A 12,725-nucleotide genomic window follows, 5' to 3' on the forward strand; every position below is an offset into this window, starting at 1 on the left:
ATATATGGAGGTGGATAAAATAAAATCAAGGGTGAAAACAAAGCAATCGGCTGGCTTATTATCAAAGAAGGCTTACTTTTTCCCGTGCCGTGCGAGTCGCTCTAGCTTTGCTTTAAGCGAAGGAGGGGCGTTTGAGGCAATTGCGGTGAGGTAATCTGCTGTTTGTTCGCTCATGGGGGGTTGTTTAGCTGCGGGTGCGTTGTTATTCATTTTTGTAGTGGTGTTTGGGCTCAAGCGCTGCGTAGTTTGTGGATTTGCAGTAATTTTTATTTGCCCAAGCTCAGCCATGCCAGCAGCTCGAAAATGTGAAAGCATATCCATCTTTAAATAATTTAAACGCAGTGCGATAGGTGCTGATACCGCTTCGATCATAAGTGTGCCATCGCGATAGTTACTTACGCGACATTTACCGCCTAAATTAGCGCCTAAAAAATCACTCAGTAAAGTTTGCTGCTTATCGAGAGCTTGGCTTTTGCCTGCATATGACGCCAATCTGCCGCTGAGGCCCGCCATAATATCGTTTAAAGGCTTTGGTGCGAACCTGTCTTTAGCCATGAAAACACCAGTATTTAGAACGAAGAAATTTATTTTAAATGATTGCAAATACAAAGCAATGATTAATGCTGGCATTTCAAATTAAGTAACCCCATCGGCGCTAAAGCGCTCTCCTACGTGTAGATATATCGTAGGAACAGGCTTTAGCCGTGATAATGGTTATGTTTGGCTGTTATGGATTCGGTTTGAATACCTGTGCGAAATCCATCGGCGCTAAAGCGCTCTCCTACGTGTGGATATTATGTTTATCTCTTTTATTTTGTGCTGATATATTTTAATCTCGCTGTACATTGTTTAAACATATAAGGATATATTATGAATATTACACACCATGGAGCGGTGAATGGGGTGACAGGCTCTTGTCATCAACTCGACTATACAAGTACTGAATCGGTGCTGATTGATTGTGGTATTTTTCAAGGTGAAGACGCGGGGCCAGATTTAGCAATCGATTTTGATATTTCTACCGTTACGGCATTAATCGTGACTCATTGCCATATTGATCATGTTGGCCGTATTCCTTATTTGTTTGCTGCTGGTTTTAGTGGACCCATTTTTACCTCAAAGGCATCAGCAAGCTTGTTGCCCTTGGTGATTGAAGATGCTCTTAAAGTGGGTGTAACACGAGATCAAAAAATCATAGATGCCTGCTTAAGTTTACTTGAAAAACGTATTGTCGCTGTTGAATTTAATCAGTGGTTTGAGTTACCTGGCAGTAATGAGTTACCCCTTACAAAGGCTCGGTTTCAGCGTGCTGGGCATATTCTTGGTTCAGCTTATGTTGAAGTCGATGTAGGGGTAAAACCTAACCTTCAGCGTGTGGTGTTTTCTGGTGATTTAGGCGCGCCTTATACGCCGCTGTTACCAAGCCCCAAAGCGCCTTATAAGGCTGATGTGCTCGTGATTGAATCAACCTACGGCGATAAAAACCATCAAGGGCGAAAAGAGCGAACATCAACGCTTAAAAAAGTGATTGAAAAAGCGGTTGCAGACAACGGCGTTGTATTAGTGCCTGCTTTTAGCATTGGGCGTACGCAGGAGTTACTCTACGAGTTAGAGCAAATTATTCACAGCGCCCGTAAAAACCCATCTTGGCAAAGTATTAATGTAATTGTTGATTCGCCTATGGCGGCTAATTTTACGAGTAAATATCGAGAGTTTAAAAGTCTATGGGATGATGAAGCTAAAAAGCGTTTAGCGAACGGCCGTCACCCGTTAGATTTTCAACAATTACATACTGTTGATAGCCATAAAGAGCATCTTGCAGTGATTGAGTATTTAAGTAAGCGAGACGAAGCTGCAATTGTTATTGCCGCGAGTGGCATGTGCACAGGTGGCCGAATTGTGAATTACCTGAGCCGATTTTTGTCAGATAAAACAACGGATATAATTTTTGTTGGTTACCAAGGCCGTGGAACACTTGGTCGAGACATTCAAACATATGGCCCACGTGGGGGTTATGTGCATATTAACGACAGTAAAGTGACTATACGCGCTAAAATTCACACAATTAGTGGTTACAGCGCTCACGCAGATCAAAAAGGCTTAGTTAAGTTTGTAACAGGAATGCGCAAAAAGCCTGCTTTGATTAAAATTGTGCACGGCGATGAACAAGCAAAGCAAGCATTAGCGCAAAAGTACAAGGCTATTTTAGGGCAGGCAACCGCAGTCGAAATTGCAAAATAGTTGTTATTTAGATAACTATATTTGGGTATAGAGACAAGTGCTAAAACTGATACACTTAGGTCGTTAAGAATCGAGAATAATAAAAATGGTTGAAAATGAATATTAAAAAACATGATTTGAGTTTAGTTATATTGGCGGGCGGCTTAGGCAGTCGCTTTGGTGGCAACAAGCAAATTGCTGAAATATCAGGATTAGGCTGTACCATCATGGAGTTAAGTATTGCAGATGCATATGCTGCAGGTGTGACTCAAGTGGTTATTATAATCAACCAGGCTGTTCGCAGTGAAATAGAGCAGGTTATTTTACCGCGTCTGCCTTTAGATCTTGATGTGGTGTTGGTTGAGCAGCGAATTGATTTAGTGCCAGTGCAATTTAAATCACTGGTTGATGAACGTGTAAAGCCTTGGGGCACGGGTCATGCGTTATTGTGCGCAAAACAGCATATACATAATCCTTTTATTGTGATTACCGCTGATGATTATTATGGAACTTCGTCATTTAATTTATTGGCTGAACATTTTAAATTACACTCAGATTGGGCGATGGTTGGTTACCCAATTATCAATACTTTATCTAATCAAGGAGGCGTTAATCGAGGTGTTTGCAAGATCCAAAATAACCAGCTTATAAATGTTATTGAGTTTTTAAACATAAGCATAGAAAACAACTCACTTATGGGTGAAAACCCACAGCAACAGCGGGTTCACATTGCTGATGACGCGCTAGGTTCAATGAGTTTTTGGGGGTTAACGCCTTCATTTTTCAATAGATTAGAAACCGGTTTTGATAACTTCCTGCAAAAATATGACAACGGTGTCAAAATGGAGTATTATTTGCCTGATCAAATTCAACAAACGATCACAAATAATCAACAAAGTGTCACCGTTTATACTGCGCAAGAGTCCTGGTATGGAGTGACCTATAAATCTGAATTACAGGATGTTGCGGGTAAATTATATGAATTACGTCACGGATGAAATAGCACCGATCTTGCCTTTTTCTGGGCACAAAAATAGCGAAGTAAGTATGAAGTCAAATCCCACTGCGGTTTACTTGTCTGAGAATTTTGGTCTAGGCAATGAACGTGTCAGCATGAAGCCGATTGGAAGTGGCCATATTAACAGCACTATGCTGTTAAGCGTGCCTAGCAAGTCGTTAGTAGTCCAAAAACTCAACACCGACGTTTTTCCTGAACCAGATATGCTGGTTAAAAACGCACGTTTAATTGAATCCCATTTAACGCAAAAGCATCAAGTAGGCGAATATAATTTAGATATTATTCGTCATGTTGCGACGGTTGGCGATGATTATTTAGTTGAATGTGAACAAGGTTTGTGGCGTGCGCTCGAATTTATTGGCGGCAGTTATAGTGAAGATGTAGTGGCAAATACTTCACAAGCAGAAACTGCGGCCAATGCATTTGGCCAGTTTGCTGTTGCGTTAGAAGATTTTGATGCGAAGCAGTTACACCATGTTATTCCTGATTTTCATAATTTAGCAATGCGCGCTGAAAAATTAACAGACGTTATCAAAGCCGATCCTGAAAACCGTTTAGCAAGTTGCCAAGCAGAGGTTGATTTTTGCTTATCTCAATTTGGTTTAATTGATGAATTAAATGCATTGAAAGGGGTTGTACCAATTCGCCCTTGTCATAACGATACTAAAATTAACAACATGTTGTTTTGTAATAAATCACATGGTGCAAAAGCCGTTATTGATTTAGACACCTGCATGCCAGGTTATTGGCTTTATGATTTTGGTGATATGGTGCGAACTTTTTGTTCTCCAGAACAAGAAGATTCAACAAACTTAGCAAACGTGCGTGTGCGTGAAGACATTTTTGAAGCGGTTGTTAAGGGATATGTGGAACCTTTAAAAGACCTAATCACTGAACAAGAAAAGCAAAGTTTTTGGTTAGGCACAAAGGTAATGACGTTTATGATTGGTTTACGTTTTTTAACTGATTACATTGATGGTGATCATTATTTCTCGATCAAGCATGCGAATCATAACCTTGAACGTGCGCAAAATCAGTTTGCGTTATATCGTGATATTCTAGCTAAAAAAAGCACGCTTAAAGCTATATTAAGTGATGTTTAACTAGATTTCATTGAATCACAACAGATAACCCTTAAGAGCCGCATTTGCTCTTAAGGGGTTGTACTTTGATAAACCCTATCGGCGCTAAAGCGCTCTCCTACGTGTAGATATATCGTAGGAACAGGCTTTAGCCGTGATTGCACTCTCTATTTTGATTTAATCTTATATTGTGTGATTTCCCCCATCGGCGCTAAAGCGCTCTCCTACGTGCGGGTATATTGTTGAAACAGGCTTTAGCCGTGATGATGGTTATGTTTGGCTGTTAATATTCTGTTTGAACACCGTGCAAAACCCATCGGCGCTAAAGCGCTCTCCTACGTGTAGATATATCGTAGGAACAGGCTTTAGCCGTGATAATGGTTATGTTTGGCTGTGATGGTTTTGTTTGACCGTTAATATTCTGCTTGAACATCGCACGAAACCCTATCGGCGCTAAAGCGCTCTCCTACGTGTAGGTATATCGTAGGAACAGGCTTCAGCCGTGATGATGGTTATTTTTGGCTGTTAAGGTCCTGTTTGAATACCTGTGCGAAATCCATCGGCGCTAAAGCGCTCTCCTACGTATAGGTATATCGTAGGAACAGGCTTCAGCCGTGATGATGGTTATGTTTGGCTGTTATGGATTCGGTTTGAATACCTGTGCGAAATCTATCGGCGCTAAAGCGCTCTCCTACATTAATCTCCTTTTTCTGCTATCTATCCCTATCAGCTTTACCTCTTAACCTGTTTTAGGTAAGTTAAAAACAGGTTAATTCAAGGATAATAATAATGAAGCAGTTTAATCGTCGAGACTTTTTAAAAGCGGCCAGTGCAGCGGCTGCAGCAAGTGTTGTGGCAGGGTGTGCAAGTGGCGTTAATGGCGGAGCAGTTACGCCAGCACAACAAGGGCGTTCAGTTATTGGTTTAATTGCACCAAAAATGGATGTTGTACGAGTGGGCTTTATAGGTGTAGGCCAGCGTGGTTATGGTCATGTAAAACGCATGAGTCATATTGCGGGTACTAAGATAACAGCCATTTGCGATACGCATACAGAAGTACTCGAACGTTCAGCAAAATTCTTAACAGATAAAGGCCTTCCAAAGCCTGCGCTATATTCAGGAGCTGATAACGCCTATCAAGAAATGCTTAATCGCGATGATATTGATATTGTTATTATTTCAACCCCCTGGGCATGGCATGCTCCGATGGCGATTGATACTATGAATAGCGGTAAGCACGCATTTGTTGAAGTACCACTGGCATTAACAGTTGAAGAAATGTGGCAAATTGTCGATACCGCAGAGCGCACCCAAAAGAACTGTATGATGATGGAAAACGTCAACTACGGCCGCGATGAGTTAATGGTATTGAATATGGTTCGCCAAGGTGTATTTGGCGAGTTATTGCATGGTGAAGCGGCGTATATTCATGAGCTACGTTGGCAGATGAAAGAGCTTGAGCATAAAACGGGCTCCTGGCGTACTGCGTGGCATGCTCAGCGTGATGGTAACTTATACCCAACACATGGCTTAGGGCCGGTATCACAGTATATGAATATTAACCGTGGCGATCGTTTTGATTTTTTAACGTCGATGAGTTCACCCGCTTTAGGCCGCAGTGCTTACGCTAAAAAAGAGTTTCCTGCAGATCATCAACGCAATCAACTTAACTACATCGCTGGTGACATGAACACCACGCTTATCAAAACAATCAAAGGGCGCAGTATTATGGTCCAGCACGATACGACTACACCAAGGCCTTATTCTCGTCATAATTTAATTCAAGGCACTAATGGTGTATTTGCTGGTTTTCCAAATCGTATCGCGCTTGAAGAAGGCGGCTCTAAGAGTTTTCATGAGTGGGATTATGAAATGGAAGATTGGTATAAAAAATATGATCATCCGTTATGGACTAAAATGGGTGAAGAAGCGCAGCGTAATGGCGGGCATGGCGGCATGGACTTTTTAATGTTTTGGCGCATGATTTATTGTTTACGCAATGGCGAAGCTTTAGATCAAGATGTATACGATGGCGCAGCATGGTCGGTCATATCGCCGTTATCGGCGCAGTCAGTCAGCAACCGCAGTGCATCAATTGATATCCCTGATTTCACTCGGGGTGCTTGGAAAAATGCCCAACCATTAGGTATTGTTAGCTAGGCTAGGGCGTCAGCGCTTTAGTGTACAAATAAAAAAGCCCATTAATACGTTGTATTAATGGGCTTTTTTAATATCAATAATATTTAATATTATGACATTATTGTTTCTTTTAAATACTGAAAAAGCTCTTTATAGCCTCGTGCTGGCTTTTCTGCTTTAGCTTCTTTGGCAGCATTACGCACTAATTGACGCATTTTTTGACGCTCTAGTGCAGGGTAATCTTCAATTGTTTGATTAATTAAATCATCACCTTGTGCTATTAAGTCACTACGTAATTGCTCAATTTTTTTAATCATAACTTCAGCCTGATTATTTTTATTAAGCATGATGTCGATAATCGCTTTTATGTCTTCGATGTTTTCAACAGTACGTAATGTTTTTGCTATGTAGTTTAGGTGGCGACGGTATGCATCGCTCTTGTTGCTGATTTTATCAGCAACAACCATTGCAGCTTTTAAATCGTCATTTAAGGGTAAGCGTTCGCGCTGCTTTTTCCCCATTTTGGCAATTTCGGAACCTAACTGATGAAACTCTTGCGCTTCGCGTTTGAGTTCACTTTTTGATACATAGATAATTTCTTCTTCAATTTCAGCAGGCTTGCCTTTTTTCTTCGCCATGGGGTGCTCATATAATAACGTTAACTGTCGGCATTATACGCGATTCTTTTAATGATTAATATTAGCTGATGCAATGCGATGAGTGTGTTAGCATTTAAGTATATTGTAAGCGTTACAAGCTCAGGACCTAAAATATGAAAAGCCAACAGCAAGATCCTATTTACACTCAAATTTCTCAAGTCAAAGATGCCGTGGCAGAAGTGCTAGAGCATGCAAAAAAACTTGGTGCAACTGGAGCCGAAGCGGCGATGTCGAGCACATCAGGTTTATCGGTAAGCACACGTATGGGTGAGGTCGAAACGATTGAGTTTAACCAAGACGGTGGATTAGGGATCAGCGTTTATGTTGGTAATCATAAAGGGTCTGCATCAACGGCTGATTTAAATCCTAAAACGTTACGTACCGTCGTCGAAAAAGCAATTGATATTGCAAAGTTCACATCTGATGACCCGCATAATGGTGTTGCCGATAAGGAATTACTTGAATTTGCTCCACTTGATTTAGATTTATACCACCCATGGGATGTGAGCCCTGAAGAGGGCATCGAGTTATGTCATGCGGCAGAACAAGCTGCACTCAATGCTGATGAGCGCATTGTGAATTCTGACGGCGCTAGTTTTTCATCACATCAAGGCTTACGAGTATATGGTAATAGCCATGGCTTAATCACTGGTTACCCGCGCACACGTCATAGCATTAGCACTATGGTGATAGGTAAAGATGGCGAACAAATGCAGCGTGATTCTGCGTACACTGTAGCACGTGACCAAGCAGGGTTAAATGATGCGGCTTCAGTTGGTCTGGAAGCTGCCACTGAAACGTTAGCAAAACTTAATAGCCAAAAGTTAGGCACCATGAAAGTCCCGGTTGTTTTTAGAGCTGATATTGCCAACTCATTGTTTGGGCATTTAGTGTCGGCTATTGGCGGTGGTGCACTATATCGTAAATCGAGTTTTTTATTAGACAGCTTAGGTAAACAAGTATTTAGCAATTGCGTTAATATTTCAGAACGTCCGCATATTTTAAAAGGCTTAGCGTCATCTCCTTTTGATAGTGAGGGTGTAAAAACAATTGATCGTGAGATCATTCAAGGTGGTCAGTTACAAACTTATTTATTAGCGAGCTACGCTGCACGTAAGATGAATATGACACCAACAGGCCATGCTGGTGGCATTCATAATTGGTTGGTTGAGCAAACTCATGCTGATTTAGCTGCATTATTAAAAACAATGGGCACAGGCTTATTGGTTACAGAGCTAATGGGCCAAGGTGTTAACACAGTAACGGGTGATTACTCTCGTGGCGCAGCGGGTTTCTGGGTTGAAAATGGTGAAATTCAATATCCAGTGAGTGAAATTACCATTGCCGGTAAGTTACAAGATATGTTTAAGGCAATTAGTGGAATTGGTGGCGATATAGAGCGTCGTGGTGGTATTCAAACAGGCTCGGTATTGATTGAACAAATGCAGGTTGCGGGAAGTTAGGTTAAAGCTTGAAGTTGTAAGCCGTCAGCCGTCAGCCGTCAGCCATCAGCCATAAGCATAACATTGCGCGAGGTAAACTCCCGCCTACAGGTATGATTAACTCAGATGTTTGGGTTTGTTGTAGGCGGGGCTTTACGCCGCGCAAATTCAGTTATTATAACCCCTCATAAATTATCAAGCCTGCGTGAGGGGAACTCCCGCCTACAGGTATGATTAACTCAGATATTTAAATTTGCGTAGGCGCGGCTTTATGCCGCGCAAATCGGTTATCTTTTTATTATCCAATTTTAAATAAAAACACTTTACCTCAACTATTGTTGAGGTTTTATTGTGACTTAAATTATTTTAAATAAAGGGTATTTATTATGTATTTAGAGCACGTAAATTTGGTCGTGAGTAATGTTGATGAGATGCTACATTTCTATAAGGCCGCTTTTCCACATTGGTCTATCAGAAGCGAAGGGCGAGGTGATTGGCATGGAAAACCACGTAAATGGTTGCACTTTGGAGATGATCGCCAGTATCTAGCACTTAGCGATAATGGTGAGCAACCTAATCGTAATCTAACAGGACACCAAGTTGGCCTTGCGCATTTTGCTTATGTGACTAGTAATATAGCTGCGGTTATTTCGCGTTTAGAAAATGCGGGTTATAGCATTGCTAAACCAGGTGCAGATAATCCATTCAGGAAAAATGTGTACTTTATTGATCCTGCTGGTTTTGAAGTAGAGTTTGTTGAGTATTTAAGTGATATTCCCAGTGAGCGAAATAACGATTTATGATTTGGAACAAAATTCAAACCGAATCATCACAGCCAAACACGACTATTATCACGGCTAAAGCCTGTTCCTACGATATACCTGCACGTAGGAGCGCGCTTTAGCGCCGATGGGTTCCACGCTATTCAAATAAAATATTAACAGCCAAACCGAATCATCACAGCCAAACACAACTATTATCACGGCTGAAGCCTGTTCCTACGATATACCTGCACGTAGGAGCGCGCTTTAGCGCCGATGGGTTTCACGCTATTCAAACAAAATATTAACAGCCAAACCGAGTCATCACAGCCAAACACAACTATTATCAAGGCTGAAGCCTGTTCCTACGATATACCCGCACGTAGGAGAGCGCTTTAGCGCCGATGGGTTTCGCATGCTATTCAAACAAAATATTAACAGCCAAACCGAATCATCACAGCCAAACACAGCTATTATCACGGCTAAAGCCTATTCCTACGATATACCTGCACGTAGGAGCGCGCTTTAGCGCCGATGGGTTTCACGCTATTCAAATAAAATATTAACAGCCAAACCGAATCATCACAGCCAAACACAACTATCATCACGGCTGAAGCCTGTTCCTACGATATAGCTACACGTAGGAGAGCGCTTTAGCGCCGATGGGTTTCACGCTATTCAAACAAAATATTAACAGCCAAACGAATCATCACAGCCAAACACAACTATTATCACGGCTAAAGCCTGTTCCTACGATATACCTGCACGTAGGAGGGCGCTTTAATACTTATCTTTTCCTTGCCAGCTTGTTTTTAGGCTGTTGGCAAAGCTGACAAACTTTTCTTTTATTGTGCGTTTAATTTTTATTTCAACTGAGCCAAGCACCACTTTGCCTTCAATGGTAATTGTTGGCCCTTGATGTTTATTGAGCGACACCGATTTATTTTCGACACTACCAACAACACTGAATATTTTAGAAACCACGTTAACGTGCTCAGGTACATAAATTTCGTCACTGCCTAATAAGCAATTTACATGGATAGTAATGTGTTGGTGCTGAAAAATAGCATCTGTAAAATCTAATTCTATTGAACCAAGTAGGTTAGTAAGATGGATCACCTTTGGCACAACCCACTGGCCACTGCGTTCGTTTGACCCAAGAATACTACGTAGGTGCAGTCCTTCATCACTAGTGTTGTTACTGTAGTTAGGAGAAAATTGGGCACGTTTTTCAGATTGATAGCTACTGTCGGCTTTTAATTCTAAGTCACTCACCAGATCGATTAGAGTTTGGTTGTTTGTGGCTTCCATTGCTTGGTCCAATCGACGCTCAAAGGCTTCTGCAGAAATAACCGCGTGGCTGTAGTTATAGATTAATTGATCAATAACTTGTTCACGCACTTGTTCAATTGGGCGATCTTCTAATTTTACAGTCATGAGTTTTCCTTTGAGTGACTTTGTTGTTTTGTAATGGCTCTTTTGTAAAGCAAAGCTTAGGCCATTTTTTTAGTTGTTAAAAATCAGCTGTTTATTTATTTAAAAGATACTTTACCTTTTTAAATTAATGAAATATTAACGAACAACACTATTAATTGGTTTATTTAACAACCATGAGAACAAATTACTTAATAGCCTGTAAATTATTACCACATGTTGAAAGAGATATAAACCAGGCCCCGCTTAAGTTGTTGATATTAATGATTTAAAAAGTTGGCCTGATGTTCGCATTACTCTAATTGTCTTAAATCAAAAGGAAAAAGATTATGAAAACATTTAACAAATCTATTATTGCCGCTTTAGTTCTTGGTACAACTGCTATGAGTGCTCAAGCAAGTAGCTGGGAAAATGAAAGTAAAGATGCTTGGATTGATGGAAAGGCGGAAACAGTTCTTTTAATGAACACTAACCTAAACAATTTTGACATTAACACAGATGTAAAAAATGGCAAGGTTGTACTGACAGGTAAAGTTGAAAGCGAGCTTGATAAAGAGTTAGCTGAAGAACTAGTACTAAGTCTTGATGGTGTATTGGGCGTAAATAATGAGCTTACCGTTGTAAAAAATGCTGAAATCAAGCACAACGATAACGATAACGATAGCGTTGAAAGTGACTTAACTGACGCAAAAATTAGTACTGTTATTACTACACGTTATTTATTCAACTCAGAAGTTGGCGGTACAGATATTGATGTAGATACTGACAAAGGTGTTGTGACACTCAATGGTACAGTAGACTCTGATGCTGAAAAGCAACTAGCGGTTAAAATTGCTAAAAATGCTGAAGATGTACGTGATGTAGTTGATAATTTAACTATTATCGCAGAGTAATTTTAGTTAGAAACGCCCAGCTAGGCTGGGCTTTCTACTCTTATAACAAGGAGTGTAAACAATGGATTTAATACGTATTTTATTATCGGTTTTAATTCCGCCTTTAGGTGTGTTTTTACAAGTTGGTCTAGGTGCACAATTTTGGATTAATATTTTATTAACGCTATTAGGTTATTTTCCAGGCCTAATACATGCAATATACATTATTGCGAAACGTTAAATTTATTAGTTAGCGACAAGGAATGAACAGCAAGGACGGTAGCATATTCAAGCCATTTCAAAATATGAATTTCTGTATCTTGAGGTTGTTTGGGTAAATAAAGCGTAGCAGGAGATCTTTATGGAAAAGGTAGCGCAACACAATCAGGAAGAAAAAACACGTCTCCCAAAAGCGTTATGGACAGCGCAACAGTGGAAGCGAGTTATTGATATGACCCAAGGAATGAACAAATAATCAAGTTGATTAGTTAAGGATAATAAAAACTACAAGGATTGACTCAGGAGTTAAAAGGAGATTTATATTTATACGGACATTTTTTGGAACTGCCTATTTAAGGTATGTGTTTGCACAAGGATCAAAAAGGATTTTAGCTAGGATGGTTACATTCAAATTATAAGTGCATGCTATTTATTAATAGAGAGCATGCACTTATGACCCACCAGAATTCTTCAGTATTAACTTACGTCCCAAATTTTAAGAAAATCCGCGCAAGGTAAATCCTGCCTGAGGCCGTGGTTAAATCATAGCAGTTTAAATTTGTGTAGGCGGGGCTTTATGCCGCGCGAATTTTTGGAAAAGATATTCGGTTCTAGGAAAGTAATAGATTCTAAGTAAGTAATAAACTAGGCGGGATATATGCTTTTTCTGTGTTGTTTCAGGCAGTGCGCGAGGTAAACTCCCGCCTACGGCCGTGGTTAAATCATAGCAGTTTAAATTTGCGTAGGCGGGTCTTTATGCCGCGCGAATTTTTGGAAAAGATATTCGGTTCTAGGAAAGTAATAGATTCTAAGTAAGTAATAAACTAGGCGGGATATATGCTTTTTCTGTGTTGTTTCAGGCAGTGCGCGAGGTAAACT

General features: G+C 40.5%; 11 protein-coding genes. 8 read left to right on the forward strand and 3 right to left on the reverse strand.

Features of this window, described 5'->3' with window-relative positions; genetic code table 11:
* Window positions 1–72: 72 nt before the first annotated feature.
* On the reverse strand, window positions 73–555 hold the full coding sequence (locus HJP15_RS19965; RefSeq protein ID WP_170174457.1) for a DUF721 domain-containing protein: 483 nt from the start codon (window positions 553–555) through the stop codon (window positions 73–75).
* 315 nt (window positions 556–870) lie between these two features.
* On the opposite strand from HJP15_RS19965, the gene HJP15_RS19970 reads away from it, so the two are divergent.
* From HJP15_RS19970 to HJP15_RS19985, 4 genes are all read left to right on the forward strand, one after another.
* Window positions 871–2,241 carry an MBL fold metallo-hydrolase RNA specificity domain-containing protein gene (locus HJP15_RS19970; RefSeq protein WP_170174458.1) on the forward strand — a complete coding sequence of 457 codons (1,371 nt, stop codon included), beginning with the start codon at window positions 871–873 and terminating at the stop codon, window positions 2,239–2,241.
* A 95-nt stretch (window positions 2,242–2,336) separates the two neighbouring features.
* Window positions 2,337–3,218 carry a nucleotidyltransferase family protein gene (locus tag HJP15_RS19975; RefSeq protein WP_170174459.1) on the forward strand — a complete coding sequence of 294 codons (882 nt, stop codon included), beginning with the start codon at window positions 2,337–2,339 and terminating at the stop codon, window positions 3,216–3,218.
* A gap of 49 nt (window positions 3,219–3,267) precedes the next feature.
* Window positions 3,268–4,341 carry a phosphotransferase enzyme family protein gene (locus tag HJP15_RS19980; protein ID WP_249365899.1) on the forward strand — a complete coding sequence of 358 codons (1,074 nt, stop codon included), beginning with the start codon at window positions 3,268–3,270 and terminating at the stop codon, window positions 4,339–4,341.
* Window positions 4,342–5,109: 768 nt separating this feature from the next.
* A complete protein-coding gene (locus HJP15_RS19985; RefSeq protein WP_170174461.1) occupies window positions 5,110–6,480 on the forward strand; it encodes a Gfo/Idh/MocA family protein in 1,371 nt (456 codons plus the stop codon).
* Between the two features lie 89 nt (window positions 6,481–6,569).
* Here the strand turns inward: HJP15_RS19985 and yjgA are convergent, their stop codons facing one another.
* On the reverse strand, window positions 6,570–7,097 hold the full coding sequence (gene yjgA / locus HJP15_RS19990) for a ribosome biogenesis factor YjgA (protein ID WP_054204422.1): 528 nt from the start codon (window positions 7,095–7,097) through the stop codon (window positions 6,570–6,572).
* 134 nt (window positions 7,098–7,231) lie between these two features.
* Here yjgA and pmbA point away from each other — a divergent pair, with 134 nt between their 5' ends.
* Together pmbA and HJP15_RS20000 are read left to right on the forward strand one after the other, a co-directional pair.
* Window positions 7,232–8,581, forward strand: a complete 1,350-nt coding sequence (gene pmbA, locus HJP15_RS19995; RefSeq protein WP_054204421.1) for a metalloprotease PmbA — start codon at window positions 7,232–7,234, stop codon at window positions 8,579–8,581.
* Between the two features lie 365 nt (window positions 8,582–8,946).
* Window positions 8,947–9,363: a VOC family protein gene (locus HJP15_RS20000; protein ID WP_054204420.1), complete on the forward strand. Its 417-nt coding sequence runs from the start codon at window positions 8,947–8,949 to the stop codon at window positions 9,361–9,363.
* A 738-nt stretch (window positions 9,364–10,101) separates the two neighbouring features.
* Here the strand turns inward: HJP15_RS20000 and HJP15_RS20005 are convergent.
* Window positions 10,102–10,758: a LiaF domain-containing protein gene (locus HJP15_RS20005; protein ID WP_054204419.1), complete on the reverse strand. Its 657-nt coding sequence runs from the start codon at window positions 10,756–10,758 to the stop codon at window positions 10,102–10,104.
* Between the two features lie 326 nt (window positions 10,759–11,084).
* Between HJP15_RS20005 and HJP15_RS20010 the strand changes: the two genes are divergently transcribed.
* Both HJP15_RS20010 and HJP15_RS20015 read left to right on the forward strand, forming a co-directional pair.
* Window positions 11,085–11,648: a BON domain-containing protein gene (locus HJP15_RS20010; RefSeq protein WP_170174462.1), complete on the forward strand. Its 564-nt coding sequence runs from the start codon at window positions 11,085–11,087 to the stop codon at window positions 11,646–11,648.
* Between the two features lie 61 nt (window positions 11,649–11,709).
* Entirely contained in the window at window positions 11,710–11,868 is a 159-nt protein-coding gene (locus HJP15_RS20015; RefSeq protein ID WP_064485887.1) for a YqaE/Pmp3 family membrane protein, read from the forward strand.
* The last annotated feature ends 857 nt before the right edge of the window (window positions 11,869–12,725 follow it).

This window comes from Pseudoalteromonas sp. NEC-BIFX-2020_002 (assembly GCF_013002825.1).
Lineage (GTDB): Bacteria > Pseudomonadota > Gammaproteobacteria > Enterobacterales > Alteromonadaceae > Pseudoalteromonas > Pseudoalteromonas neustonica.

Excerpts from the sequence above, each read along its gene's own strand:
- yjgA (WP_054204422.1), bottom strand. The coding sequence starts at position 7,097 with ATGGCGAAGAAAAAAGGCAAGCCTGCTGAAATTGAAGAAGAAATTATC.
- HJP15_RS20010 (WP_170174462.1), top strand. The coding sequence starts at position 11,085 with ATGAAAACATTTAACAAATCTATTATTGCCGCTTTAGTTCTTGGTACA.
- HJP15_RS20000 (WP_054204420.1), top strand. The coding sequence starts at position 8,947 with ATGTATTTAGAGCACGTAAATTTGGTCGTGAGTAATGTTGATGAGATG.
- HJP15_RS19975 (WP_170174459.1), top strand. The coding sequence starts at position 2,337 with ATGAATATTAAAAAACATGATTTGAGTTTAGTTATATTGGCGGGCGGC.
- HJP15_RS20015 (WP_064485887.1), top strand. The coding sequence starts at position 11,710 with ATGGATTTAATACGTATTTTATTATCGGTTTTAATTCCGCCTTTAGGT.
- pmbA (WP_054204421.1), top strand. The coding sequence starts at position 7,232 with ATGAAAAGCCAACAGCAAGATCCTATTTACACTCAAATTTCTCAAGTC.
- HJP15_RS19965 (WP_170174457.1), bottom strand. The coding sequence starts at position 555 with ATGGCTAAAGACAGGTTCGCACCAAAGCCTTTAAACGATATTATGGCG.
- HJP15_RS19980 (WP_249365899.1), top strand. The coding sequence starts at position 3,268 with ATGAAGTCAAATCCCACTGCGGTTTACTTGTCTGAGAATTTTGGTCTA.
- HJP15_RS19985 (WP_170174461.1), top strand. The coding sequence starts at position 5,110 with ATGAAGCAGTTTAATCGTCGAGACTTTTTAAAAGCGGCCAGTGCAGCG.
- HJP15_RS19970 (WP_170174458.1), top strand. The coding sequence starts at position 871 with ATGAATATTACACACCATGGAGCGGTGAATGGGGTGACAGGCTCTTGT.
- HJP15_RS20005 (WP_054204419.1), bottom strand. The coding sequence starts at position 10,758 with ATGACTGTAAAATTAGAAGATCGCCCAATTGAACAAGTGCGTGAACAA.